Here is a 24330-nt window from a genome sequence, read left to right as displayed (position 1 = left end):
GATTTTATAATTATTTCGAATTAAAACTATAATATTCATTCTCGCTTTAGGCAGCGGGCATCTTCAATGATCAGTCGGATTTGGCGTCCGTGGATCGCATGGTGAGCAGCGGGTGAAGGCCTGACCTCCCTCCTACCGTGCTAGTGCGCGCCCTTGGTGGGTGTGGATTCAGGCTCTCCCGGTCCGAGTCTGCTGCGTGCAGTGTTGTCGCGGATCTCGGCCTTTGACAGGTAGTCGGCCTGCTCGATGAAGACCTCATGAATGAGCTTTTCGCCGACCCGCTTGTTGATGCTGTCGCGAAGCCCGTCCCGGAAGGCGGCGACATCGAAACCTTCCTTGTTCGCGTAGTCGATCGCAGGGTTTGCATAGAGGTGGGAGTAGATCTCATCGACCAGCATCGTTTGGACAGGAATGCTGAGCGCAGGCAGTTTTTTTGAATCCACGGAGTAGGAAAGGCGAGTCAAAAAATAGCCGTTCACCGCCCCCGCCTTGATCACTGGTACCGAGATGACATCGGTGCTCACATAATCAAGGCCGCCAAAAAAGGCAGGTGGTGGTTCCACGTTGTTCTCGGCCTGTGAAATCTGAAACGAGTAGAGCATCGTTCCGACCGTCACGGCGCAGATCCAGAGAGCGGCAAAGGCGAATTTGATCATGCCGATGCGGCCTGTCCGAATTCTTGCTGAGAATAGGTGCCGTCTGTCTGTGCACGCTGGATGGCGTCCTGCAGAAGATCGGCGACTTCGTTTACCGCACCCATGTGCGCCCGAATGGTGGCCTCGTTGTCAGCGAGTTTATCGCGCAGGCGGATCAGAGCGTCACGATGCGCATTGGCCAGCCCAGCCTCATTGGCTCCTTTGAGCGCACGGGTGAGTTCGTAAAGGTGCCGGCTTTTGCGCGCGTTGGACGCTTTGAGGTCAAAAGCTGGGTCTTCGCGAATTGCGGCGGTTTCCGCGTCGATGGTTTCCTCAATGCGCCGCATGATCGCCAGGGCACTTGCGCCACCATGCTGGTTCAGCTTGTGGGTGGCATTCTTAGAGTTTGATGCGGAGGTCATATCATACATGGTGTTGTTCCGTTCCTGAACTTCAGCTGTCTTTGTCGCGGCTGGCCGAGGCCGTGTTCACGCCGAGTGTTTTGGCTGTTTCTCGTTGGATTTCCTCGACCATGGCAGTGGAAAGAAGCGCACGTTTGCCGACCTCTTCCTGCTCAGGTGTTTGAGAGACCGCGCCGATCGGCACGGGCTTTTCGTTCTCCACCGTGTAGTCGCGCAACACACTGCGTGCGATGCCTATGCCGCCCTTTTCTGCCAGCGTCTCGCTCAGTTGCTGGGCCAACATGGACCGCCACATTTCACCCGCGAGACCTTCGCCATAGACGGCAGACGTCTCCTCAGGCAGTAGGGATTGCATGAAGTTCTGCAGCACCATCGCCTCGAACTTCCTCTCGACATCGGAAGGAGCGTTTGCGTTGGCCTTCGAAGCCTGGACGGGGTTTTCGTCGAACACTGCCGAGAAGCTTGCGGTCACGCCCGATTGCGCTTGGAGCCGCTCTTTTGCGGCTGCAGCTTTGGTGGGGTCGGCGGCGCGCGCAACGTTCAGGACAATGTCGCCTGGAGGCGATATCGCCAAGGCGTCCTCCATCATTCGTTTTCGTAGGCAGCATCTTCTCAGAGCAAGCTTGTGGGAGGCTTAAGCCCCGCTTGTTTTCCGGCGCTCGATGAACTCCAGACGTTCCTTGTCCGCAGCATTGCGTTCGGATAGATCACTGGCCTCGCGATAGGCTCGGGCCAGTGCGTTTCCGCGTGCATCGGCCTGCAACAGGCGCTCCGCTTCCTGCCGGGCGCGTTCGGCGCTTGCACGGCTGCGTTCAAGCGCATTGGCGACGCGACGATGATAAAGCTCCGGAAACAGCGCTGTCATGTCCGTTCCGGCATCGAGCGTTTCGGTTATGGCTTTTGCCTCTTCCTGTGCCACGGCGGCGTCGGCCATGTGCGCGGCGTGCTGGGCTTGGTGAAAATCCTTGAGACGCTGCATGACCAGAACCAGTTTCTGCAGACGCTTCTGGCGGGGTGTCGGCATCGCTAGCGTCCTTCGAAGATCGGGAAGAATCCCTCGGCAAAAAGGCTGAGCAGTGAGGGTATGGCGAAGTAGAGAAGAATGATGCCCCCCGTGATCACGAAGGGGAGGGAGATAAAATAGATCGGGATCTGCGGTGTGAGCTTGTTGATGAAACCAATCGCAAGGTTCACCAATATCGCATAGGCGAGAAAAGGGCTGCCGAGCCGGACCATCACGAAAAAGGCATCCGAAAGCGTATCGGTTATGTCGGTCAGGGCCGATTGCGGGTCGAACAGAGCCTCAATCGGTGCAAGCTCATAAGAAATAACGAGTGCGCGAATAATCTGATGATGGAAATCGAGAACGAAAAGCAACATCAGAGCAGATAGGGAGATAAGGGCCGTCAGGGGCGGTTGGGCCTCCGCTTCTTCGATGGCTGTACCACCGGCGGCCATGCCGAAGCCCGAAAACATCGCCATGGAAGTGCCGATGAATTGAAGCGAAAGCACGTAGAAGCGGGCGATAAGGCCGATCAACGCACCGATGGCCAGTTCGGAGGCAATCAGCAGGAAGAGGGGGCCAGGTTCATCGGAAACATGTGGCGTGATGAGATCCCACAGATGCGCCAGCAAGGCGAGCGTGGCCGCCACGGCCGCAAACAGCCGCACCTGCATCGGCACGCGGACACTAGAAAGGCCTGGCATGAACAGGAAACAGCCGCCAATGCGACAGAAAGCAAGAAAGGCGGCCAGAAGCGGGGTCTCCAGCATGACCTCAGGTCGCCGGTGCAGTCAGCCGGGGAAGGTGGGTCCCGGGCATCAGGAGATTGAACCCAACACGCTGAGCTCGACCCCTTTTGCCATCTCCACATGGCTGAGCACGGGAAGGGTGGGGAACAGGCGCTCGGTGATCATGCGAACATAGGGACGCGCCTCGGGCGCAGTGACGAGAACGAAACGTTCGCCGGCATCGAGATGCTTGCGAATGGCGGTGCTCGCTTCTTGCCCGAACTCCTCAAGTTGCCGCGGATCGATGTCGAACTCACGGATCTCGCCCTTGGCATCGCGCTTGAGCGCCTGGTGGAAGGCGAGGTCCCAGCGTCCGCCGAGTCTCAGGACCTTGAGCGTGTTGCCTTCAGTCAGGTCTCCGCAAATCTGTTGTGCCATGCGGATCCGCACATGCTCCACGATCTGCTCAGTGCGGCGGATATGCGGCGCTATCTCAGCGATGGCCTCAATGATCAGGTGTAGGTTGCGGATCGACACACGCTCGGCCAGAAGGAGTTTCAGCACCGCCTGCAGGCCGGGATAGGTGATGTGCGAAGAGCATATTTCATCGGCCAGTTTGCGGTATTCGGGATCGAGCCGCTCGATCAGCGCCTTCATATCCTTGTACGATAGGAGCTGCGGCAGATTGTTGCGTATCACTTCGCTTAAATGCGTGAGCAGTACCGACATGTTGTCGGCGAAGGCAAATCGCTCGCGCTTCAGGTCGTCGGCAAACATTTCCGGCACTGAAAATGCCCGCATTCCAAAGGCGGGTTCTTTGACTTCTTCACCAGGCATATCTGGCATCCGGTTGTTGCCGACGAGCACGAGAAGCTCTCCCACGCGCATCTGATATTCCGTCACCACAGTGCCGTGGATCTTGATGCGGTAGCTCTTCGGGGGGATCGAGTAGTCATCGGTCAAACGCACCTCGGGCACCACGAAACCGTACTGAGCGGCGAACTTCTTGCGCATCTTGCCCATGCGGTAGGCGAGCTCCTGATGCGATGCCAGAAGCCGCGTCGAAAGCTGTTTGCCGATTAGGAGTTCAATCTCTGCGGTCTTCAGCGAGGATCTGACGGAGTTGCGCTCTTCCTCTTCCTGGGAGAGCTGTTCCTGTCGTTGCGCCTCGTTCTCCTTTTCACGTCGTTGGCGAGCCCGGCGAGGCAAGGCATATCCGATACCGCCCAGGATGCCTGCCAGTGCCACGAAGGGAACAAGGGGAAGGCCTGGGACAAGGCCGAGCACGGTCAGAAGCATCGCCGCCACGAAAAGTGCGCGTGGATAGGCGCTGAGCTGTCCGAACACCGCCTGATCCGCGGAGCCACGTGTGCCGCCTTTGGACACGAGCAGACCGGCCGCCAGAGAGACAATGAGTGCGGGGATCTGCGAGACCAGGCCGTCGCCAACAGAGAGCTTTGTGAAGACGTCTGCGGCTTCGCCGATGCTCATATCGTGGCGTGCATAGCCGATTGCGATGCCACCCACGATGTTGATGGCGGTGATGATGAGACCGGCTATCGCATCGCCGCGCACGAATTTCGAGGCACCGTCCATCGCGCCGAAAAAGGAGCTTTCCTCCTCAAGTTCGGCACGGCGGCGCTGCGCTTCCTTGTCGTCAATCGTGCCGGCAGATAGATCGGCGTCGATAGACATCTGCTTGCCGGGTATGGCGTCTAGGGTGAAACGTGCGCCGACCTCGGCAATACGCGTCGAACCCTTGGTGATGACAACGAAGTTGACCACCACCAGGATCATGAAGACGATGAGGCCGATGACAAAATCGCCGCTCATAACCATGCGCGAGAAGCCGCCGATCACATAGCCGGCCGCATTCGCTCCTTCATGACCTTCGGACAGGATCACGCGGGTCGTGGCGATGTTGAGCGAAAGCCGCAGCATCGTCGCGATCAACAGGATGGTGGGGAAGGAGGAAAAATCCAGTGGCCTCTGAATCCACAGTGCGACCATCAAGATCAGCACAGAAAGCGCGATGGAGAAAGCGAGGCCGACATCGATCAAAAACGCCGGGATGGGCAGGAAGAGCACCGCCAGAATGATGACGATGCCGATAGCAAAGCCCACGTCGCGGCCGTGCTTCCGGGTCTCTGTGCCTGTAATTGCTTCGCTCAACGCCATGCCGGTCTTCCCGCTCGATTCAGGACGCGTTTGCACGTCCGTGCGTGGAAGCTAGCGTCTCAAACTTGCGTGAAAGAGGAGAGGGGGACAGGGAAGGGACTAGAAGCCGCCTTCGATCCGCTGGAAAATGACGTTGCTGAATCCGGAAATCTGCGACGCGACAAAGGGGGCGGAGAAGGCGACAGCGACGAGGATTGCCACGATCTTGGGAACGAAAGTGAGGGTGATTTCCTGCACCTGCGTTAGAGCCTGTACAAGCGCGATGCCGACGCCGACCACCATGGCAACGATCACTGCCGGGCTGGAGGCGACCAGAACCGTCCAGATCGCGTATTGGACAATGTCGAGAGCGTCAGCTTCATTCATTGTTCAGCGGATCACGACACCGGGTCCGACGGGAATCTTGTCGCCGCTTTCGAGAACGGCCATCACGCCATCGCTATAGAGGCGCACCTCGGCCACCTTGCCGGTGATTTCCCCGTCGGCGGAGGTGATTTCCCGGCCCACGAGGCTGCCGGCCTGGGCAAGCGCAGAGGCCTGCAAAATCTGATCCAGCTTGGCGTTCGCCTGGACTGACTGCTCGACCTGGGAAAATGTGGCGAGCTGGGCCACATAATCGGTAGACTCCATCGGGCTCGTAGGGTCCTGGTTTTTCATCTCAGCGACCAGAAGGCGTAGGAATGCCTGGTAATCGACGGTCTGCGGTGCTGCCGTCTGCTGAGTGCCGTTGCTGTAGGTCTGCGTGGCTGATGCTGCTTCCACGTTCATGGCTTACTCTCCTGCAATGGCAGTGACGGGCTCGCTGCGGGCCAGTTGATTATTCTGGGTCATGATCTCGTCTTCGACGGGATAGAGCGCACGGATTTCCTTCAGGGCGTCATAAACTTGACCGTTTGTTACGAGCTCTTCCACATGCTTCAAGCCGGCACGAATTCGCTCGCTTGTGAAGCTGTTTAGGAGTTTGGGGAGGAGCTGGCCAAAGAGTTGGCGCGCGTCATTTGCATTGTCCGGCGTGATCAACATTATCTGAACCGTGAAATACAGTTGGCGCAGGGGTGTGTGGGCATCTTCCGCCTGAAGGACGTGGTTCTCAAGCAAGAACTGAACGTTGTTGAGGAATTCGAGCGTCACTTTCCGGTCGGTCTTGATGACGGCGCCGTTGACGTAGATCTTCTCGTTGGCTTTGAGCGATATTTTTAAAGTGGTCATTGCTGAATGCCGTCGCGGATGATCTGCGACACCTCGATAAGGCCATCAAGGTTCTGCGACCGTCCCTGACGCACTTCTTCCCCTTCCCGCAACAGCCATAAGCCGATGGAAATCAGATTGGCCCTGAGTTCCTTGGGTAGCTCGTTGTCCGGGTTGCCAAGATCATCGATAAAGGCAGTCCAGACGCGGATCATAAAGTGGATCGCTTCCACTGTTTCCTGCGAGTTCGGGCCCTTTTCGCGCGCGGCCTGAAGAAGATCGATCGAACGGCTCAGAACCTGTTCCTCCCGATCTCGGGCGTCGGCAAGCGAGTCTGTCTGAACTTCGCTGTAGGAAAACTGGTACATGTGCTTCCCGTTCGTTTGGTTCGGCTGTCTGTTGGTTATCGCAGATAGTTCAAGATGCTGAGCTGCTGAAGGCGCGCAGTTAGCGCGTATGATGCGTCTAGTTGCGCTCTCAGGTCATTTACCCGTGTCGCTGCCTCGTAGGGATCCACGCCTTCGCTGTCCTTGATGAGTGTCGTGAAGAGATCAACCTGCGCGGAAAGCCGCTCGCTAGCCGCGGAGACGCGATTCTCGACAATTCCCGCCTGAGCTTGTGCATTCGCGATCTCGGCGACGGCTTCACCAACGAGCGTGAGCGACCGGTCATAAAGTACATCGCGCGCTTCCTCGCCCAGAGAGCCATTGAGAAGGTCGGAGATCGTGGCTGCAACCATGGCCAACTTGCGTATGCCGGTCTCGTTGGCAGTCAGCGACGTTTCCGCGGTCTCATTCAGGGTGATGCGGCTTGTAATTTTCTGGCTGGATGCGCTCGACCAATCGGTTTCCCAGCCTGCGCCGAGGAATTGGGGTTCCACAAAATTGGTGAGAAAGTCGTCCATGTCGGCCGCCGTGATGCTTGCCGCTGCAGGATCATTTTGAGCAAAGCCGAACTTCGCCACAAAGGCTGCATCGAATGCAGCTTTGGCTGGCGAGGCCGGATCGTGGAAATCGGACATCGGCTTGACGTCGGTGTTGATGCCAGCGAACAGATACTCACCATTCAGATTGGTGTTGAGTATGCCAGTCATCGATTTCAATACGCGTTCGGCTTCCGCCTGAGACACAGAGACCTGATCGATATCGGATTTCGCTGCGGTCAGCGATGCAAGTAGGCTCTGTCCGAGATCGCCGATTTGCGTCATCGCGTTCTGCGTTGCTGAAAGTCGGTTGGCGGCGATCGCATTGGCGTCGACGAGGCCGTTCAGACGATCGATGCTGCGGGTCATTGAAAGGTTGCGACCTGCATGGGCGCCGAGTGCGACGCCGACATCAGCATGTCGTCCGGTTTGCGACTCCTTCAGTCTTTCGGCCAATTCAGCCTGCATGCGCATGGTCTGGTACCGCAGCGACTGCGACATGGCCAGCGATGAGATGAAGGAGGTTTTCATGGTCGGTCTTTCTACCCTGTAGCCTGCATCAGCGTGGAGAGCATTTCGTCAATCACGGCGATGAGCCGTGCTGAAGCTTCGTAGGCATTTTCGAGATCGAGCAGCAACGCCATTTCATTGTCGACATTGACGCCAGTTGCATTCGAAAGTGCGGTGGCCGTGCGTACCACCAATGCTTCCTTGCCTTCAGCTCCGCTGGCCGCCTCTTTGCGGCTCGCTTCCAGCCAGCCTACGGAATCGAACGAGAAGGCTGTCACGCTGCGGTTTGTGTCGAGACCTGCCAAAGGGTCAAATGCCATTGGCTCGTCGAGGCGTTGGGAGTAGCTAAGGAGCAGATCCGAATAGGATGCCGCGCCGCTTGTATTATGCAGATAGGCTGCGCCGTTGGCACCGCCATCACGCAGGAGCGACGGGTCTCCGCCGGCGCTCTTATCGAATGCAGCGTTGATGCGGATCGCACCGGCCAACCCATCGATGAGCGTGCCCGCGGGCGGAATTCCCGGTCCCCCCGCCCATGTAAATAGTCCTGCCATGTCGGGCTGAGTGCCGCTGGGATCGGTCTCGGCAAAGGCCGTGATCAGACCGCGTGCGACCTCGTCGAGTTGGCGCTGCATCTGTAGCGCGGTCTCGTCGCGCAACTGCAGTGCTGCTGCTATCGAACCCTTGGCGCTCGTGTTGCCACCCACGCCGGGCACCAACGGCACACCATCTACATAGACCGAATTCCCGGTCGTACCCGGCCCGTAACTCGTGTTCGGAGTGAACGTAACAGGCCGGGGTATGGTCTCGAACAAGGTGGCGCCATCGGCGGTAACGATGACCATGTCGTTGCCTGAGCGCGTTGTTGTCGATACGGCGACATATTCGGAAATCTTCTTAAGAAGCGCATCTCGACGATCCAGAGCGTCCGACACGTCGCGGCCGCTTCGCGTTCCGTTCACGATCTCTGTGTTGACGGTTTCGAATTCGCCCAGAAGATAATTGAGATCGTCAACCGCAGTTGCGATATCCCGATCTGCATCGGCCCGGAAGTTCTGTACGGATCTGGCACCGTCATTGAGCGACCGCACCACCTGATTTGCCGCCTGCATCGCGCTCTCTGCGAGCGTGGTGTTGGACGGCGTGGCCGCATAGAGTTGCAGGGCTTCCTGCAATTTGCTGATCGCGGTCGCCGGTGCGTTTGCATCGTCAACGCCATTGACGGTGAGACGCATGGTGTCGAGACCGCCAGACATCGCTTTTTGTCCCTGCCAGGCAGAGATCGCGAAGAGATTTTGTCTGAAGAGAACTTCGTCGGCCGCGCGTCGGATCTGAACGACGCGCGCGCCTGGGGCCATGCTGGACAGAAGCGCGCTGCGATGCGCGTAGTCCGGATTGCTGGCTTCCGAAACGTTGCGAGACACAACGGTGGTCTGGCGCGAGGTGTTGAAAAGCGCAGTCTGCGCAATGTTCAGTGCAGATGTCAGGGACATTTACGTTCTTCCACTCCCCGGTTCCGGAAACCCACGCTTAGCGCTTCAGATTGACCAGAAGTTCCATTAGTTCGGAACCTGTCTGAAACGATTTCGAATTGGCTGTGTAGTTGCGCTGAGCTTCGATCATGTCTGTCAACTCGGTGGCGATGTCGACGTTCGAACGCTCGACAGCTCCTGGTGTCACCTTGCCGAGCCCCCCGGTCCCGGAGAAGCCGAGCTGCACGCCGCCTGAATCGGCGCTTTCGGAGAAAACGTTGCCGGTGATGACCTTCAACTGATCGGGGCTCTGCACATTGGCAAGTGGGATACGGTACAGAGCTCGCCTGGAGCCATCTGCGTATTGCGCGAAGATTGTGCCGTCTTCGGAGATTTCGACACTGTCAATCGCATAGGGGGCGCTTCCGTCCACTTCGCCGGTTACCGAAAAGCCGGTATCGAGCTGAGTCATGTCGGAAAGATCGATGGTCAGCGTGTCGCCGCCAGGCACGGTCAGAGCGATATCTGTGGGGCTCGCGCCATCGAGTTTACCATTGGTCGGATCGAACGTGAGCGTCGTGGTCGCCAATGCCGGATTTGCGTATGGGAACGACGTGTTGGGTGCCGCATCTGCGCGGTCGTATACCGCAACTTCCCAAGTGTCCGCGCCTGTCTTTGTCATGTACACGTCGAGCAATTGCTTGCCGCCGAGATTGTCGTAGGCCACGAGCGAGGTCTTGTGCGTGTATTGGGCGGTGGCCGCGTTGGCTGAAGGCAGGTCTGCCGCCGCAACCACATCTGAACTTGAGGGAAGGTTGGCCGTGAGGGTGCCGTTGCGCGATGGAGTTGCCACCAGTTCCGACTGCGCGATTGTTACGGCTTCGAGCCCGGCATATCCGTTTGCGGTGACCGCTGGGACACCGTTGGCATAGCTGTAACCCATGAGCTTATAGCCCGCGGCGTTGACGAGTTCGCCATCTGCATTGGGGACAAATGAGCCGGCCCGCGTGAGAAAGGGCTGGCCATTGGTGCCCTGAACGACAAAGAAGCCGTTGCCCTCGATAGCAAGGTCCGTTCCGGATGTGGTGTACTGCAGTGGACCGGATTTGGAAATTTCATAGCGGATCGAAGTCGTGACACCGCCGGAGTTGTAAGAGCCGCCAGAGGACGGCAGGACAAGCGAGGAAAACTCCGCTTTCGCGCGCTTGTAACCATTGGTGCTGGAATTGGCGATGTTGTCGGCGACGGTGGACAACCGGTTGGATTGTGCCGCCATGCCGGAAACACCGGTACGCATCATGCCGTAAAGGCCCATCGGAAGTCTCCTCATAGTCTACGCCGATCACGGACAAGGTAGGAGGCGTGACTTGCGTGAAACTGGTGGTAGTGCTTTCTGAAGGAAAAAAAACCTGGCGGATCAGGTGTCCGCCAGCCGGTAGCCAAGGTAGCGCTTGGAATCGATGGGATCGAACCCGAGCTTCTCGCGAAGCTTCTTGCGCAATTTGCTTATGTGGCTCTCGACCACGTTCTCTTCGACATCCTCATCGAAGATGCCATAGATGGCGTTGAATATCTGCGTTTTGGTCACCCGGCGCGTGGGGTTGCTCGCCAGATATTCCAAGATCCGGCGTTCACGGCGTGGCAGGGGAAGCGGTTGCCCCTCGATTTCCGGGTCGCGCCCGTCGAAGTAAATCCGCATGGCGCCAATTTCCGTGAACGTCTCCGTCTCCTGTTGGGCGCGACGACGAATCGCCGTGATGCGTGCCAGGATTTCGCGGATGTGAACCGGCTTGCGGACGACATCGTCGACGCCCCACTCGAACATGCGCAATGTGTCATCAAGCGAATTGCGTTCACTGAGAGCAATCAAGGGGGCGGTGGAGCGCTCGCGAATGCGCTGGGCCCGGATGTTGCCGCCATCACACTGGCCGAGCAGGAATGCACTGACCGCCTTGAGTTCATCGTCAGGGACAGTCTCGACCCATTCTCCGAATTCGTCCGGTGCGAACCCCGCGCTCGCAACTCCTTCACGATTGAAAAGTGAGTGATAACCTTCAGTCACCAACTCACGCTCGTCTATCACGACAATCACCGGTCCGCCCTCCGAATCAACTTATGTATCAAGTGGTAACTGGTCGGGCGAATCACGCACAACTGTGAAATCTCAGGAGTCAATATTGGGGAGTCTGTCGGGCAGGCTTGCTGAGCCTCGTTGAAAGCGAGAGTTCAATCACTGATTGCAAAATTGTCGTGCTTCCGGTGTCCAGGCTCCAAAGCCTGTGGCGACCATGTTGGCTATCACTCGGCAAACGTACCGTTTTTGTGCGGGATCGTTGTTGGGGCCCGCATGATAGCGTGCGACGGCCATCGACCAGGAGCCGTGGCGTTGCTTGAGCTGAACCAAAAACCGGGCGGCATAATCGACATTCTGACGCGGATCCAGCATGGAGCGCAAGTTTTTGAATTGCTCTCCATGGTAGTGATGATTGATTTGCATGCAGCCCAGATCGATCAGTTTCTTGCCTTCGCTTCGGGCGCGCTCGTAGGTGCGTATTGCATCCGTCGCGTTGCGGGCGAAGACGGCCTTGCCTTCGATGTTCAGCGCATAAGGCTGCAAGCTTCCCTTCACCCCGGTTTCCGTCAATCCAACGGCATAAAGAATGCCGGGGGGGACCTGGTAACGTTCTGCCGCGCGGAGGATTTCACCCTCGCAGGCATTCCCGGCAGCCTGGGCGCTGCCAGCCAACGCAGAAAAGCTAAATATAAAGGCCGTTATGAGACGCATCGGCGGTGTCCTGTGCCTGCCGGCCGCCATTGCGGGCCTCCTCGCGGGTGGAGCGGTCGCCGCCGGCTCCTCGCGAAGGATCACCTTCGCCACGGCTGTCGCTCATAGACTGGAATGCTCCATCGCGCGTGTTGCCGCCGGTCGCGGTGTTGCTTTGACCTCCGGGAGCGGATTGTTGAACGGTCACCCGGTCAATGTCGTAGCCGAGTGAGCGCAGCGCTTTCACGATGGACTCGCTGTCGGTGCTGAGCCGGTGGCGCGCCTCGGTGCTTTCGACCTGCAGATCAACCATCAATTGTTCGCCCACGAGACGCAGCTTGGCCGTCACCGTTCCGAGCTCGGCCGGTTGAAGCTGGATCTTCAGGGTCTGCACCATCTTTCCGGCTTCGCCCTGCTGGCTGGCCTGCAACTGTGCTGCTTCACTCGTTCCGGCGCGCGAGGTCAGAGGGTTCGGGTCGCCGCCAACAGTGGGGGCAGGGGCAGGCGCACGCTGGATGGAGACAACGCGGATTTCCTGTTGTTGCTGGTGGCCATTCTCACGCCCAGGCCCCTCGTTGCCGCCAAGGCCTCGGAGTGCCGCATCGGGCTTGCCCAGTTGTTTGGTTGCCTGCTCGATGGCTGCCGGTGTGGACGGCTTGTCACCGACAGACAAAGCGGTTTTCTCGGATGCCTTAGCCAGCCCAGGTAGAGATTGCTCGGCCTTGTCTGACGGTCTGGCTGGCACCATGCGTTCCCGGGTCCGTTCATTCGCCTGAACAAGAGGTTGGGCTGAAGCCATTTGTGGCGCAACAGGGGCGTCTTCGGAAACCAGGGGCGCGGCCTCCGGTTTCCCACCGGAGTCCACTGCACGGCCGTCCTCGTCGCTCAGAAGTTCGCGCGCCGTATCAGCCGTTCTTTCGTCACCGTCGACAAAGCCTGTCTCTCCGCTCATGTCATTGGACACGGATGGACCTTGCCGGGAAAAAAGCGCCTCGGGGAGCAGCGTCGGTTCGCTGCCTTCATTTGGCGGTTCTTCATCGCCGGAGGGCTCTTTTCGGGCACCCAATCCTTCGGCGAGCGTCCAACGTATCGGCTTCCAGTCTGTGGCTTCCTCGCTGGATTTCTTCTCGCTGTCGCCCTTGGTGTTTGGAGTTTCCGACAGCGCCTCCTCGAAGGCGGACGATAATGGCTCTCCGCCCGTCCGTTTCTGGGGCCCTTTGTCCAGCGGCTGCAGGCTGGTCGGCAAACTCCGGCTGATGGCAGGATTCATTGTCCGGGTTCCTTTCCAAGCAGTGCATCAATGTCGTCGAGTTTGCTGCGCATTTCCTTCAGATAGCTATCGGCCTCGTCATGCACGGTTTCGCCGGAAACGACAGGCATAGCGGCCTCCTGAGCGATAAGTGAGGTTGAGCTATCGGCGATCTCAGCACTCTTGTTGTCATGTTCGGAAAATTCTTCGTCCGGGAGGCGCGCATCCACGAGTTCCGGTTCGGAGTCCATGGCGACAGCTGAGGTGTGTCGGGGTTCGTCAAGAACTGCCTTGGCTATGGCGACGGACGCATCGAGCAATTCCTGATCCGCTTTTGAGAGCCGATGGCGATCAATGCCGGTTAGGGCAACAAGGACCTCGTTCACATTGTCCGAACTGACAGAAGCCATGTTGGCGTAGAGAACGGCTCGTGGATCGTTGCCACCGTCTGCGTTACGACCATAAGCCATGGCCTTTTGAGAAGCGAAGGCGAGGAGCCGCTCATAGCCCTCGATGGCGCTTTTGCGGGCAAGCCGCAGATACACGATCCTCGCCTGTTCGTCCGACATCTGTGCGGTGACTTCGTCGACCATGGAAGGATCGACAGTGTCGTGCAATTCCACGACAGCGGCCACGAATGTGTCGACAAACTGCGTGGCGTAGGGCGAGCGCAGAAAGCGCCGGACATATTGTTCCGATGCCCGGGCAAGCCGTTGGGTGTCCTTGAGGGCGGCGGCGAGCGGGATGCTTCGCCGTAGGGCCGCCTCCTCTATGAGGGTCCCTGGACTGAGAAGACGGGCCTCATCGAGCATGCGAATCGCAAAAAGCGGGTTGTCCCGCGCTGTCACTGTGGCGCTGACGAGAGCGACGGGCGGCCCTACTTCCGGGGGGAGAGACTTGGGGTCGATCTCCTGCAGCATTGACCGTGCAGCGGTGAAATCCCCATGCGCGTAGCGAACTATTGCTTCGCCGAGCCGGGTCTCTTGGGCACCCAAAGTGAGTTTGGAGAAGAGCAGTTCGAGCGTTTTGGGATTGCCGCCGCTTAATCCGTATATCAGCAGGGCCTGAAGGTTCCGCGGATCCGAGAAATCCTCAGGGTCGGCTTTGCGTATGCGGTTGTCTATGATGCCGAGGAGTTTCTGCTGCATGGGCAGGGCCGCATGATCGCCACCTGCTATGCGGTCTTGAACCCGCTGAAGCGAGCGGACCATTTGATAGGGCTGCATGGAAGCCGCCTGGGCACCAGTCTCGAAGACAAGACCAGTGAACAGAATGGCGGCGAAACGTGCAACTGCCCTCATCGCGGCACTTCCAGAAGGATTTCGATGCGACGGTTGGCGCTGGCGTAGGGATCTTCCGGCACCTTCAGCTTGCGGTCGGCGAAGCCTGCCACTTGCTGAATGCGCAACTCATCCAGCCCACCCCGCACGAGCATGTAGTAAGCCGCCTGAGCGCGCGCGCTGGACAGACGCCAGTTGTCGTAAGTCTCGCTGCGGAAGGGGCGCCCGTCCGTGTGGCCGCGCACACTCACCCTGCCCGACTGCTCGCTCAAGGTCTGACCGATCTTGTCCATGGCGAGAACGAGCTCGCGCTGCGGTACCGCGGACCCTACCGGGAACATGCCGTTTTCAAGATCGTCGGTGATCGAAACAAGCACGCCCTCGTCGGTTGCTACGACGGATATGGAGCTCTCAAGCGGTGTTCCGGCAAATTGTGCAGCAAGCTGGGATCGGATCTTTTCGGCCAGCTGCTCACCTCTTTCCAACGCATCTTGTGCAGGAGGCTCGGCGGACGCTTCCGCGGCATCGCTCTCGCTACTCTGTGATGTTTCAGGAGGAGTGGTTGCCTGTGTGGCAACGTCTTCCCGCTCCAGAGGTTTGAGGGGCTGGACCTCGCGAACCGGCTCCAGAGCGATTTCGGTTCCGGCCTCTGCCTCGGCTATTTCCCGAGCCGCGGCTGGTGGCGGATTGGTGCCATTGCTCGGGAGATCGGCATCGGTTCCAGCAGGGTTTTCACGTGCATTGTCGGGATCCCCCTGAACACCTATCTGCGGTCGCGCGACCTGCTGCGACCAGAAATCGGGTGCGAATGGATCGCGGTAGGATTCTCCTCCGGATGCGCCGGAGGAGGGGCCCGCAATCTGTGCGCCTCCATCCCCTTTTTGAGAAATGTTCTGCATCGTGTCGGTGTTGGATGCGATTTCGGCAAGCACGGCATACGGATCAGAGAACAGGTTCTCGTCAGACAGTTTCTGGATGTCCGACTGGCCAACCGAATTTTCAAAACTCATCGGGCCGGATGTCTGATCCTTGTTCTCCGATGGTGCACCTGGTGCATCATCCTCTACATCGTTGGGCGCGCTGTCGACCGGATCACCGTCGACGTCCTCAAGACCCTTGCTGCTCGTGTTGCGATCAATGAGCTGCACGGGGTTGAAGTAACTTGCAAGCGCGGTTTTGGTATCTTCGTCGGTCGCGTTGATAAGCCACATCACCAGGAAAAAGCACATCATGGCGGTCATGAAATCCGCAAAAGCGATCTTCCATGCCCCACCATGATGGCCCTCGTCTTCGTCGCCGCCGCCGCGACGAACGATAATGATCTCCGAGGCGCGATCCTCGTCTTCCGCAACGCTCATGAGATCAATCCTGCAAGTGTTTCCGACCACTCCGTGAGCCGGGTTTCAAAGAGTTCCTCATCGACCGAGATGCTGAGGTCGAAGCCGGGTGCCTCCGCAAAATCGACATGGCGCGCCTTCTCGCCGAGCCCCGCTTTCAGACTTTCCCACAGAGCGGGCGAACCGCTGACCCGGATGCGCAAGGTTTCCCGATCATCGATCGCATTGCGTATCACGCGCTCCAGCTCCACGATCGATCGCTTCTGCAGATCCTCCGTCAGAACACCGCCGAGAATCCGTGTTGTGGCTTGCGAGGTCAGTGTCACCAGATCATCTTCCAGCGCAGCAAAACGGTTGTTGATCGCCTGACCCACTGTGTCACCCAGTTGATTGCGCAGTGCCTCGAGCTCTTCAGCGTGCCGTTCACGTTCCTGTTGGAGAGCCACAGCATGTTCTTGCGCGAGCTTCTCTGCCAGGGCCGCTTCCGCTGCCGTGATCATCTCGTCAAGCTGAGTCTGCAATGGAGGGACAGCATCCTTCGCAGGGGGCTCCAGGCGTTCAGAGAGGGAATTGAACCGTTTGCTCTCCGCCTTGGGTGGTGAGACGGGCGGGATCGGGGTGCCGAAGTCTGGCAAGGCGTCGAAGAGCGAAAGGGAGGGAGACATCAACCGGCCTCCGCCTCGGCGCGCGCCCATTTGCGAAGAATGTGGGCGGTGCGCTCCTCGTTGAGGTCGACCATCCGAGCCAAGCGTTCTTGTGGAGCGGGACGAATCTTAAGCCGATGCGTTCCATATGTATCGTCTTCCTCGAACGCTGGATCGGAGTACCCGCCGTCGGTGAGGCGTGCCTGCTCTTCTGCAGGATTGGGCAGTGCCCGTTGCATGTCGTCGGAAGCGGCCCCTGAAGCGATCGCCGGCCGCATGAGGTTGGCCCCGATGGGCTTGAGGCCGAACCAGGTGACGAGAAACGCGACGAGGATGAAGGCGGCTGCGTTGATGAGAGTTCCAGTATGCTGCCCGACGGCATCGAGAATGCCGGTTTCGGGCATGGGTGTTCCGTCAAGGCCGTCGATGAACTCGACTGATGAAACATTGATCACGTCACCGCGGGTTTCGTTAAAGCCGGTAGCTGAGGCGACGACACTTTGAATCTCGGCGATCCGTGCATTGATCTGCTCGGGGGTGGCGTTGGGGCCGAGGATCTCCAGGATCCTTGCCTGATTCACCACCACGGCAATCGACATCTTGTCGACGCTGAAACCGTTGCTCGTGGTGGCGATGCGTTTGGTGTTCAGTTCGTAATTGGTGGTTTCCTCCCGGCGCTCACTTTCCTCGGAGGATTTTGGGCCTGCTGTGGCTGCAGTGTCATCCTCGGGAAGGTTTTGTGCTACAGAAGTCGGCTGAACGGCTGTTTCGCGATTGGCGCTGTCGCTGGAACGGACCACCTGAACCGATCGTTCGACGCGCGAGTTCGGGTCGTAAATGACCTCTTCGATCTGACGGGCGTCGGTGTTCACATCTGCCTTGACGCTGGCACGAAAATTGTCAGGGCCCAGATAGGGTGCAAGAGCGCGGCGAATGTTCTGCTCGATTTGGTTCTCTACCGTGCGTTCCACGCCTATGGAGCGTTGCGCTGTACTGTTGGACGGATCGTCGCCAGCGGCCAGGAGCGTGCCGGTCGAATCGAGAACGGTCACTTTTTCTGCATCCAGACCGGGGACGGCGGCTGCGACGAGATAGCGGATCGACGAGGCTGCGTTTGTTGCATCAAGGCTGGATGCCCGAATGACGACGGATGCCGAGGGCTGGCGTTCTTCCGTACGGAATGTGCCGCGTTCCTGCATTACGATGTGAACCCGTGCAGCCTTAATGCCGGCAAGCGATTGGATGGTGCGGGCGATTTCGCCTTCAAGAGCTCGAACGCGAGTCACCTGCTGCATGAAGGTCGTGAGCCCCAGAGAGCCGACATTGTCAAAGAGCTCGTAGCCGGCATTGGTGCTGCTTGGCAGCCCTTTCTCAGCCAGCAACATGCGCGCTTGTGCAGTTTTTCCGGCAGGTACCAGGACGGCCGTGCCGTCCGAAACGACATCAAATCCGATGCCTGCTTCGCCCAGCACCAGCCCAATCTGGTTCACATCGGACCGATCGAGCCCGACATACAGAGTTTCGTAGGCGGGCCTGTTGAGATAGGCCGCACCGGCAACGATGACGGCCATGACCAGGGCCAGCATGCCTCCCAGAAGGGCAAGCCGGCGAGGCCCGAGGCTTTTCAGGTTTTCAACGACGGTCTGAATCTGCTCAGGCAACGCCCAATGCTCCCATACGAGTTGTGTCCGGGAGACTAGACGCCGAAGCTTGTGCGAAAATGAAATGGGGTCGCGATGCGACCCCATGGGAAAGCTGCCTGGATTTAAGACTGCGAGTTATTGAAAGAGAGAGAGGATGCTCTGTGCGTTTTGATTGGCGATGGCAAGCGCCTGGATGCCGAGCTGCTGCTGAACTTGTAGGGCTTGAAGCCGCGTCGATTCTTCGTTCATGTCGGCGTCGACAAGCTGGCCGACCCCGCGCTCGATGGAGTCCATCAGATTGGAAACGAAATCCTTCTGCAGATCGAGGCGGGTCTTTGCTGCGCCGAGATCGGCGGCGGCGTTGGACATGTTAGAGAGTGCAGTCTCGACATCCGTCAGATAACCGTCGATGTCAGCATCTGTTCCATTGGTCACGATGTCGATGAGCATGATGTCATCGGCGAGACCGCCGGGAAGTCCGCCCGCAGCAAAGAGCTTCACACTGGCAATGTCGATCTTAATCGTGTCAACGGTGACAGTGCCGGCTGACGAGCGGTTGTAGGAGGATACCACCTCAATATTTCCGGTGTCGTCGGTCGCCAGTATGTTGGTCCCGGCATAGCTCGCACCGGTGGCGGCGCTCTTGATATGGTCAAGCAGAATGTCAATCTCGGCCTGGATTTTGCCTTGGTTTTCCGCGCTGGCGCCGCGTGCTGTCACAAGTTTGGATTTGATCGCATCCACGGCTTCAAGCACATTGTTCATGGCTGTGTAGGATGTATCGATCTTGCCCGCCCCAAGGCCCAGCGCATCCTGCACCGCCGATAAGGCCTTGTTGTCGGAACGCATTGTCGTCGCGATGGACCAATAGGCAGCGTTGTCGCTCGCTTCGGCAACGCGGTAGCCCGTGGAGATGCGGCCCTGGACCACGTCCATGGCCTTGTTGGTCGCCTTGAGGCTCTGCAATGCAACCATCGCAGAAGTGTTGGTCATTATGCTGGCCACGTGATCACCTCTTTGTTCAATCACCCCCGGTGGCACCGCGTTTTCGCGCCGGGTATGGTTAACGATAGGTAGATGCACATGGTTAACAGGCGATTAATGGATGTTAACAGTTGCTCCAAATATCAAAAAAAAGACGGGCCGCTCGTATGAGCGGCCCGTCCGTCAAGGATTGATACCGGCGCTTTTGCGCCGGGATCCATCGATTAGCGGAACAGCGACAGGATGTTCTGCGAATTGGAGTTGGCGATCGAAAGCGCCTGAATGCCCAGCTGCTGCTGAACCTGCAGGGCCGACAGACGAGCCGACTCTTCGTTCATGTCCGCATCGACCAGCTGGCCAACACCGCGTTCGATTGCGTCGGAAAGCTTGCCAACGAAATCTTTCTGAAGATCGACGCGCGATTTGGCCGCACCAAGTTCTGCTGCCTGGTCGGCGAGCGAGGCGAGAGCGGTTTCGACGGTGCCGAGTGCGGTATCGATTGCACCGTCGGCAACCTGGCTGCCCGAAGCATCGAACAGGGCCGCTGCAACGACGCTTGCTGCACTACCAGCCGTGCCAGCCGCGTCGAGCACCAGAACGTTGGCACCCGTCAGCGTGATTTCGTCAATGGTGACGGTCGCGCCGCTGCGGTTGTAGGACGCTACGATGTTCACATCGGTGTTGTCCTGGATGATGTTGGAGCCGGCGTAGTTGGAGTTGCCGACGACCGACGTGATGTGATCCTGGAGGGCGTTGATTTCGCCCTGGATCTTCTGCTGGTCTTCCTGCGAAGCACCGCGTGCCGTGACAAGCTTCTGCTTGATCTTGTCGACGGTGTCGATGACTTCGTTGATACCCGTGTAGGCCGTGTCGACTTTACCGGCACCGAGACCCAGAGCATCCTGAACGCTGGAAAGGGCCTTGTTGTCGGACTTCATCGAAGTCGCGATGGACCAGTAAGCAGCGTTGTCGGAAGCTTCGCTCACGCGCAGGCCCGTCGAGATGCGGGACTGGGTGGTCGCCATGTTTTTGGAGATGGTGTTGAGGGTCTGCAGCGCCGTCATTGCCGACGCGTTGGTCATAAGACTTGCCATGGGATAAACGCCCCTGAAATACAAAACAAACGAGGGACATACCGGGCTCACCGGTATGACGGAGCGGCTTCATGCCCTTGATCCCGTTGTAAGATCTGTCCGCCATGCTTGAAGGCATTTATCGCGGGAAAGTCCTACCAAAAGGATAATGGACGGGCTGAATTTCGTCGGGTGGCGTTTTTTCTGAAGAAACGAATTGTAGGGCCGCGAAGCCCTTTAAACGAAAGAGCGGACGAGGCTGCCGACGAGCAGGTTCCAGCCGTCGATCAGGACGAAGAACAATATCTTGAACGGCAGGGAGACGACCGTCGGTGGCAACATCATCATGCCCATGGACATGGTGATGGTCGCCACGATCAGATCGATAACGAGGAAGGGCAGCACGATGAGAAAACCGATCTCGAAACCGCGACGTATCTCTGAGATCATGAAAGCGGGCACAAGAACCCGCAAATCTGCAGTTTCTACGGTTACGTCGATGTCTATATTGCCGCGTTCCGCGGCCAGATCGGCGAAGAGCGCGAAATCTTTCTCGCGAACATTGTTGACCATGAAGCCGCGGAAGGGTTCGGCGATACGCTGGACCGCAACTTCTTCGCTGATCTCGTTGTTCATGAGCGGACGCATGCCTTCCGCCCAGGCTCTGTCGAAGGTTGGAGCCATGACATAGAAGGTCATGAACAAGGATAGGCTGATCAGGATCAGGTTCGCAGGTGTGGTGGGCAACCCCATGCCGGCGCGTAGGATGGAAAAGGCGATCACGAAGCGGGTGAAGCTTGTGACCATGATCAGGATTCCCGGCGCAACGGACAAAATCGTCAAAAGGCCGAAAAGTTGAATGATCGTGCCGATGGTGGAGCCGTCGGCGCCTGTCAGTGCACCAAGATCGATGGATTGCGCCGCCGCAACAGTTGGTACAAGAGAAGCGGCGGTCAGAAGAGCGAGACGTCTCATTCGAACAACAGGGCCCTGAAGAGGATTTGCTTGACCGCACCCTCGCTGCGAATGCTGGCGCGTTCTGCAAGATCGGAGCGCAAATGCTGGAGGCCACTGGCGGTTTCCACCTGGCGCAGCTTCACCGTCCGCAGATAGGCAAAGAGATCCTGATGAATGGCGGCGGCCATCACCGGATCGGGTTCGCCATCGAACACGAGAGAAAGTTCTGCACGCACCCAGACTTCACTTGGTTCAGCCAGGTTGGTGGTGATGGGTTCCATCATGAAGATGCCGGGCTGGGATTTGCCAGCGCCATCCTCGTCATTAGCGTGGTCGGAGGCAACGCTTTCCTCTGCCGTTGCAGCGGGTTCCTCGACGCTGCCCGATCTGCTTTGCAAGTAGCTGCCAGCAAACCAAGCAGTTCCGGCGGCAAGGGCCGACATGACCAAAAGCATCGCCAATTGGACAACGAGGGACGGTCCCTTTTTCTCGGTAGGTTGCTGTTCAAGCAGCGCCATGCGTCTTCAGGCTCCGTCGCCGAGGTTAGAATGGAAGCACTTGATCGAGGAATTGCTGGCCGTAGGGTGGCTGCTGTACCTCGCTGATCCGACCGCGGCCCCCGTAGGAGATACGCGCTTCGGCGATGCGTTCGTAGGAAATCATGTTTTGCGGATCGATATCGCTTGGCCGCACGATTCCCTCGATGGTGAGGATACGCAGCTCTGCGTTGACCCTTACCTCCTGGGTTCCACGGATGCGCAGATTGCCGTTGGACATCACCTGTGTAACCACCGCCGCTACGAGGAGACGTATGTTTTCCGAGCGCTCTGTTTGGCCGCCGCCCGCTGTCGACGTCCCGGAACCGATCTTGCCGTCGAGCGCGGCCGATGAGCCTGCGCCGCCGATAGAATACGAGCCTGAAAGGCCCAGGCTGCGGTCCACATCGCGCGAACGCTCGGATTCGTTCTTGAAACGGGCCTTGTCGTTGATCGATATTTCGACTGTCAGGATGTCGCCGACATTGAGCGCGCGCGGATCGGTGAAGAGCCGGCTTTGCTTGTCGTCCCAGAGGGAGTAACGGGTGAGCGCAGGTGCCGGGCGCTTCGGGTAGTTGTAAGCGGCCATCACCTCCGGGTCGATGGACGCCCCCACCTGGGTCATGGCGGGTTCTTTGCCGATCTCCTTGAGCGATTGAGAGCAACCGGCAACAAACGCCAGCGGCAGGAGAAATACGGGCCGGAACGTCATGTCGGGTCCTCCGGCCGCGCGGCGCTGGCGATGATGGTCGTCAGCGTCGCTGCGGACTTGCTGTTCATTTCGTTGAGGATGATGCCGGCCGTGCGCGGCTCCAGCTTCATCAGGATGGCGGCGGCAAGCTCAACGCGGACTTCCGCGAGCCGCTCGGCTGCTGCGTCGGGTCGCATGGATGCATATATCTCCACAATGCCGGCCTCGGCCTGCGCGAGAAAGATGTTGCGGCGCTGGAGCCAACCCTCGTAATCGGCACGTTTTTGCTCCAACGCGGCGATGCGCTCGTCCACTTCGCCTTTTAGCTTCTCCAGTTCCATGGCCTGAAGGGAATAGCGGCGATCGCGTGCTGCATCGGCAATGTTTGCGCAGAAGCGCTCAACTTCGTCGGGCTTCATGGTTGTTGGATTATCGTTCGCCAGTGCATGGAGTGGCACAATCTGGGTGGCGAGAACGAGCCCCGCGAATGCGGCGGTTGTGATTTTTCTCGATCGAATACTGCGTGACATGCGGTGCACCTTATTGCAGCACGAGTTCGGCCTGCAGCGCGCCAGCGGACTTGATGCCCTGAAGAATGGCGATGATGCCGTCGGGCTTCACGCCCAGCCGGTTGAGGCCGGAGACAAGAGTTTGCAGGTTGGGGCCGTCCAGCAGGGCCACATTGGCATCTGGCTGATCGGCCTCAATTTCGGTGAAAGGTTCGATCGCTGTCTCTCCGCGCGAGAACGGTTCCGGCTGAACCACACGTGGCGTCTCTGTGATGCGCACGGTGAGTGTACCGTGGCTGATGGCAACCCGGGAGATACGCACGTCATTGCCGATGACCACGGTGCCGGTGCGCTCGTCGACGACGACCCGGGCCGGGCCGTCGGACTCGACCATTAGATTTTCGATCTCGGCGTAGAAGCGGGCATAGGAAATACCCTTGGGCCTGCGGATCCGAATGGTGCGGGCATCTTCTTCATTGGCGAGCCGCGCGCCGAAACGGGAGCCGGTATACATGTTGATTGCGTCTGCAACGCGCACGGCCGTTGAGAAATCCGCATTGCGCAACTGCAGGACAAGGCTGGCGCTATCGGACATGGAGGCCTCGACCTTGCGTTCGATGATAGCGCCATTAGGCACACGTCCGGAGGTGGGTACGCCCTGCGTGAGTGTTTCTGCCTGCCCCTGGGCACTGAAACCGGAAACGATCACGGACCCCTGTGCCACCGCGTAAATCTCGCCATCGGCGGCGCGAAGGGGTGTCATCACCAGCGTACCGCCGGCAAGCGACGTCGCATCGCCAAGCGAGGAGACGCTGACATCAATCCGTGCGCCCGACTGCACGAAGGGCGGAAGGTTTGCGGTCACGATAACGGCAGCCACATTCTTCGCACGTGCGCGTCCACCTTCCGAGGCGATGCCAAGATTCTCGAGCATTGCACGCATGGACTGTTCGGTGAATGGCGAGTTGCGCAGGCTGTCGCCGCTTCCCTGAAGACCGATGACCAGACCATAGCCGACAAGCTGATTGTCGCGTGCCGCCTGCAGCATCGCGATATCCTTAATGCGCGATGCGGCGCCGGCCGGCAGGCTGAACGCCATCGCCAAAAGGATGGAGAGGAACAGACGGCGCATCATATGGCTCCGACCTGGACGCTTCCGTCCGCAAGCACCACGCCCGTGAACGTGCGACCGCTCTCGATGTTGCGCAACCGGATCATGTCGCCGGCAGCACCTGCCTGGAGCGGAACGGCACGCAGCGAAATGACGAGGGGGCCTTCGCTGAAGGTCACAGTGACGGGGGTGCCTGTTTCCACCAGATAGGCATCACGCAGATAGCTGATGGGGATGAGGCGCCCCGGGAGGAGCGTGCGCCGCGCGACTTTCCCGTCGATGTCTTCCAGCATGCGAGCGATCGCCGTGTTGCCGCGCGGGGGGCGGCGCAGGAATACTTCGTCGAGCGCGTCGATGGAGATGGTTTCGCCGGGGTAGATGACACGCGTGGACACCACCGCCTGCTCCTGCGCTGCAGCCGGAAAACCGAATGCAAAGAAGCTGGCCAGGGCCAGGATAAGAGCGGAGACGACGGAGTGTCTGTTCATGCGAAC

28 protein-coding genes are annotated in these 24330 nt (G+C 58.8%); all 28 read right to left on the bottom strand.

What is annotated here, in order from left to right; all coding sequences use genetic code 11:
• Positions 1-140: 140 nt before the first annotated feature.
• Positions 141-656: a hypothetical protein gene (locus KW403_RS03675; RefSeq protein ID WP_223021404.1), complete on the bottom strand. Its 516-nt coding sequence runs from the start codon at positions 654-656 to the stop codon at positions 141-143.
• Positions 653-1066: a hypothetical protein gene (locus KW403_RS03670; RefSeq protein WP_223021403.1), complete on the bottom strand. Its 414-nt coding sequence runs from the start codon at positions 1064-1066 to the stop codon at positions 653-655. The genes KW403_RS03675 and KW403_RS03670 overlap by 4 nt, the downstream gene beginning before the upstream one ends.
• Before the next feature lie 22 nt (positions 1067-1088).
• Positions 1089-1631 carry a rod-binding protein gene (locus tag KW403_RS03665; RefSeq protein ID WP_246637879.1) on the bottom strand — a complete coding sequence of 181 codons (543 nt, stop codon included), beginning with the start codon at positions 1629-1631 and terminating at the stop codon, positions 1089-1091.
• Between the two features lie 60 nt (positions 1632-1691).
• On the bottom strand, positions 1692-2081 hold the full coding sequence (locus KW403_RS03660) for a hypothetical protein (protein WP_223021402.1): 390 nt from the start codon (positions 2079-2081) through the stop codon (positions 1692-1694).
• 2 nt (positions 2082-2083) lie between these two features.
• Positions 2084-2830 (bottom strand): flagellar biosynthetic protein FliR, encoded by a 747-nt coding sequence (gene fliR / locus KW403_RS03655; protein ID WP_223021401.1) that lies wholly within the window; start codon positions 2828-2830, stop codon positions 2084-2086.
• 48 nt (positions 2831-2878) lie between these two features.
• A complete protein-coding gene (flhA, locus tag KW403_RS03650) occupies positions 2879-4966 on the bottom strand; it encodes a flagellar biosynthesis protein FlhA (protein ID WP_223021400.1) in 2088 nt (695 codons plus the stop codon).
• A gap of 99 nt (positions 4967-5065) precedes the next feature.
• Positions 5066-5332 carry a flagellar biosynthesis protein FliQ gene (gene fliQ / locus KW403_RS03645; RefSeq protein WP_007008607.1) on the bottom strand — a complete coding sequence of 89 codons (267 nt, stop codon included), beginning with the start codon at positions 5330-5332 and terminating at the stop codon, positions 5066-5068.
• 3 nt (positions 5333-5335) lie between these two features.
• Complete coding sequence (gene flgD / locus KW403_RS03640) at positions 5336-5734, bottom strand: flagellar hook assembly protein FlgD (protein ID WP_223021399.1); 399 nt, start codon at positions 5732-5734, stop codon at positions 5336-5338.
• Between the two features lie 3 nt (positions 5735-5737).
• Positions 5738-6175: a flagellar biosynthesis repressor FlbT gene (flbT, locus tag KW403_RS03635; RefSeq protein WP_223021398.1), complete on the bottom strand. Its 438-nt coding sequence runs from the start codon at positions 6173-6175 to the stop codon at positions 5738-5740.
• Positions 6172-6522, bottom strand: coding sequence for a flagellar biosynthesis regulator FlaF (gene flaF, locus KW403_RS03630; RefSeq protein ID WP_223021397.1), 351 nt, complete (start codon positions 6520-6522; stop codon positions 6172-6174). The genes flbT and flaF overlap by 4 nt, the downstream gene beginning before the upstream one ends.
• A gap of 35 nt (positions 6523-6557) precedes the next feature.
• Positions 6558-7607 (bottom strand): flagellar hook-associated family protein, encoded by a 1050-nt coding sequence (locus tag KW403_RS03625; RefSeq protein ID WP_223021396.1) that lies wholly within the window; start codon positions 7605-7607, stop codon positions 6558-6560.
• Positions 7608-7618: 11 nt separating this feature from the next.
• The gene (flgK, locus tag KW403_RS03620; protein WP_223021395.1) at positions 7619-9079 is read right to left on the bottom strand and encodes a flagellar hook-associated protein FlgK; all 1461 of its coding nucleotides are present in this window, start codon (positions 9077-9079) and stop codon (positions 7619-7621) included.
• Between the two features lie 37 nt (positions 9080-9116).
• Positions 9117-10373 carry a flagellar hook protein FlgE gene (locus KW403_RS03615; protein ID WP_223021394.1) on the bottom strand — a complete coding sequence of 419 codons (1257 nt, stop codon included), beginning with the start codon at positions 10371-10373 and terminating at the stop codon, positions 9117-9119.
• A gap of 102 nt (positions 10374-10475) precedes the next feature.
• A complete protein-coding gene (locus KW403_RS03610; RefSeq protein WP_223021393.1) occupies positions 10476-11150 on the bottom strand; it encodes a response regulator transcription factor in 675 nt (224 codons plus the stop codon).
• Between the two features lie 138 nt (positions 11151-11288).
• Positions 11289-11843 (bottom strand): lytic transglycosylase domain-containing protein, encoded by a 555-nt coding sequence (locus KW403_RS03605; RefSeq protein ID WP_223022431.1) that lies wholly within the window; start codon positions 11841-11843, stop codon positions 11289-11291.
• Complete coding sequence (locus tag KW403_RS03600; RefSeq protein WP_223021392.1) at positions 11815-13092, bottom strand: flagellar hook-length control protein FliK; 1278 nt, start codon at positions 13090-13092, stop codon at positions 11815-11817. Before KW403_RS03600 ends, KW403_RS03605 begins: the two co-directional genes overlap by 29 nt.
• Entirely contained in the window at positions 13089-14372 is a 1284-nt protein-coding gene (locus KW403_RS03595) for a chemotaxis protein (protein ID WP_223021391.1), read from the bottom strand. Before KW403_RS03595 ends, KW403_RS03600 begins: the two co-directional genes overlap by 4 nt.
• Positions 14369-15709 carry a MotB family protein gene (locus tag KW403_RS03590; RefSeq protein WP_223021390.1) on the bottom strand — a complete coding sequence of 447 codons (1341 nt, stop codon included), beginning with the start codon at positions 15707-15709 and terminating at the stop codon, positions 14369-14371. Before KW403_RS03590 ends, KW403_RS03595 begins: the two co-directional genes overlap by 4 nt.
• On the bottom strand, positions 15706-16353 hold the full coding sequence (locus KW403_RS03585) for a hypothetical protein (protein WP_223021389.1): 648 nt from the start codon (positions 16351-16353) through the stop codon (positions 15706-15708). Before KW403_RS03585 ends, KW403_RS03590 begins: the two co-directional genes overlap by 4 nt.
• Positions 16353-17993 carry a flagellar basal-body MS-ring/collar protein FliF gene (gene fliF / locus KW403_RS03580; protein ID WP_223021388.1) on the bottom strand — a complete coding sequence of 547 codons (1641 nt, stop codon included), beginning with the start codon at positions 17991-17993 and terminating at the stop codon, positions 16353-16355. Before fliF ends, KW403_RS03585 begins: the two co-directional genes overlap by 1 nt.
• 117 nt (positions 17994-18110) lie before the next feature.
• Entirely contained in the window at positions 18111-18980 is an 870-nt protein-coding gene (locus KW403_RS03575; protein WP_223021387.1) for a flagellin N-terminal helical domain-containing protein, read from the bottom strand.
• A 203-nt stretch (positions 18981-19183) separates the two neighbouring features.
• Entirely contained in the window at positions 19184-20053 is an 870-nt protein-coding gene (locus KW403_RS03570; protein WP_223021386.1) for a flagellin N-terminal helical domain-containing protein, read from the bottom strand.
• A gap of 216 nt (positions 20054-20269) precedes the next feature.
• On the bottom strand, positions 20270-21007 hold the full coding sequence (gene fliP / locus KW403_RS03565; protein WP_223021385.1) for a flagellar type III secretion system pore protein FliP: 738 nt from the start codon (positions 21005-21007) through the stop codon (positions 20270-20272).
• A complete protein-coding gene (locus KW403_RS03560; RefSeq protein WP_223021384.1) occupies positions 21004-21507 on the bottom strand; it encodes a flagellar basal body-associated FliL family protein in 504 nt (167 codons plus the stop codon). The genes fliP and KW403_RS03560 overlap by 4 nt, the downstream gene beginning before the upstream one ends.
• A gap of 25 nt (positions 21508-21532) precedes the next feature.
• Positions 21533-22237: a flagellar basal body L-ring protein FlgH gene (flgH, locus tag KW403_RS03555; RefSeq protein ID WP_223021383.1), complete on the bottom strand. Its 705-nt coding sequence runs from the start codon at positions 22235-22237 to the stop codon at positions 21533-21535.
• Positions 22234-22746: a MotE family protein gene (locus tag KW403_RS03550; RefSeq protein WP_223021382.1), complete on the bottom strand. Its 513-nt coding sequence runs from the start codon at positions 22744-22746 to the stop codon at positions 22234-22236. Before KW403_RS03550 ends, flgH begins: the two co-directional genes overlap by 4 nt.
• A gap of 10 nt (positions 22747-22756) precedes the next feature.
• Positions 22757-23860 carry a flagellar basal body P-ring protein FlgI gene (locus KW403_RS03545; RefSeq protein ID WP_223021381.1) on the bottom strand — a complete coding sequence of 368 codons (1104 nt, stop codon included), beginning with the start codon at positions 23858-23860 and terminating at the stop codon, positions 22757-22759.
• On the bottom strand, positions 23857-24324 hold the full coding sequence (gene flgA, locus KW403_RS03540; RefSeq protein WP_223021380.1) for a flagellar basal body P-ring formation chaperone FlgA: 468 nt from the start codon (positions 24322-24324) through the stop codon (positions 23857-23859). Before flgA ends, KW403_RS03545 begins: the two co-directional genes overlap by 4 nt.
• Positions 24325-24330: the final 6 nt, after the last annotated feature.

The organism is Nitratireductor kimnyeongensis (assembly GCF_019891395.1).
GTDB classification, from domain to species: domain Bacteria; phylum Pseudomonadota; class Alphaproteobacteria; order Rhizobiales; family Rhizobiaceae; genus Nitratireductor; species Nitratireductor kimnyeongensis.
This window is presented reverse-complemented; position numbering and strand designations above follow the sequence as displayed.

Excerpts from the sequence above, each read along its gene's own strand:
- KW403_RS03675 (WP_223021404.1), bottom strand. The coding sequence starts at position 656 with ATGATCAAATTCGCCTTTGCCGCTCTCTGGATCTGCGCCGTGACGGTC.
- KW403_RS03670 (WP_223021403.1), bottom strand. The coding sequence starts at position 1,066 with ATGTATGATATGACCTCCGCATCAAACTCTAAGAATGCCACCCACAAG.
- KW403_RS03660 (WP_223021402.1), bottom strand. The coding sequence starts at position 2,081 with ATGCCGACACCCCGCCAGAAGCGTCTGCAGAAACTGGTTCTGGTCATG.
- fliR (WP_223021401.1), bottom strand. The coding sequence starts at position 2,830 with ATGCTGGAGACCCCGCTTCTGGCCGCCTTTCTTGCTTTCTGTCGCATT.
- flhA (WP_223021400.1), bottom strand. The coding sequence starts at position 4,966 with ATGGCGTTGAGCGAAGCAATTACAGGCACAGAGACCCGGAAGCACGGC.
- fliQ (WP_007008607.1), bottom strand. The coding sequence starts at position 5,332 with ATGAATGAAGCTGACGCTCTCGACATTGTCCAATACGCGATCTGGACG.
- flgD (WP_223021399.1), bottom strand. The coding sequence starts at position 5,734 with ATGAACGTGGAAGCAGCATCAGCCACGCAGACCTACAGCAACGGCACT.
- flbT (WP_223021398.1), bottom strand. The coding sequence starts at position 6,175 with ATGACCACTTTAAAAATATCGCTCAAAGCCAACGAGAAGATCTACGTC.
- flaF (WP_223021397.1), bottom strand. The coding sequence starts at position 6,522 with ATGTACCAGTTTTCCTACAGCGAAGTTCAGACAGACTCGCTTGCCGAC.
- KW403_RS03625 (WP_223021396.1), bottom strand. The coding sequence starts at position 7,607 with ATGAAAACCTCCTTCATCTCATCGCTGGCCATGTCGCAGTCGCTGCGG.
- flgK (WP_223021395.1), bottom strand. The coding sequence starts at position 9,079 with ATGTCCCTGACATCTGCACTGAACATTGCGCAGACTGCGCTTTTCAAC.
- KW403_RS03615 (WP_223021394.1), bottom strand. The coding sequence starts at position 10,373 with ATGGGCCTTTACGGCATGATGCGTACCGGTGTTTCCGGCATGGCGGCA.
- KW403_RS03605 (WP_223022431.1), bottom strand. The coding sequence starts at position 11,843 with ATGCGTCTCATAACGGCCTTTATATTTAGCTTTTCTGCGTTGGCTGGC.
- KW403_RS03600 (WP_223021392.1), bottom strand. The coding sequence starts at position 13,092 with ATGAATCCTGCCATCAGCCGGAGTTTGCCGACCAGCCTGCAGCCGCTG.
- KW403_RS03595 (WP_223021391.1), bottom strand. The coding sequence starts at position 14,372 with ATGAGGGCAGTTGCACGTTTCGCCGCCATTCTGTTCACTGGTCTTGTC.
- KW403_RS03590 (WP_223021390.1), bottom strand. The coding sequence starts at position 15,709 with ATGAGCGTTGCGGAAGACGAGGATCGCGCCTCGGAGATCATTATCGTT.
- KW403_RS03585 (WP_223021389.1), bottom strand. The coding sequence starts at position 16,353 with ATGTCTCCCTCCCTTTCGCTCTTCGACGCCTTGCCAGACTTCGGCACC.
- KW403_RS03570 (WP_223021386.1), bottom strand. The coding sequence starts at position 20,053 with ATGGCAAGTCTTATGACCAACGCGTCGGCAATGACGGCGCTGCAGACC.
- fliP (WP_223021385.1), bottom strand. The coding sequence starts at position 21,007 with ATGAGACGTCTCGCTCTTCTGACCGCCGCTTCTCTTGTACCAACTGTT.
- KW403_RS03560 (WP_223021384.1), bottom strand. The coding sequence starts at position 21,507 with ATGGCGCTGCTTGAACAGCAACCTACCGAGAAAAAGGGACCGTCCCTC.
- flgH (WP_223021383.1), bottom strand. The coding sequence starts at position 22,237 with ATGACGTTCCGGCCCGTATTTCTCCTGCCGCTGGCGTTTGTTGCCGGT.
- KW403_RS03550 (WP_223021382.1), bottom strand. The coding sequence starts at position 22,746 with ATGTCACGCAGTATTCGATCGAGAAAAATCACAACCGCCGCATTCGCG.
- KW403_RS03545 (WP_223021381.1), bottom strand. The coding sequence starts at position 23,860 with ATGATGCGCCGTCTGTTCCTCTCCATCCTTTTGGCGATGGCGTTCAGC.
- flgA (WP_223021380.1), bottom strand. The coding sequence starts at position 24,324 with ATGAACAGACACTCCGTCGTCTCCGCTCTTATCCTGGCCCTGGCCAGC.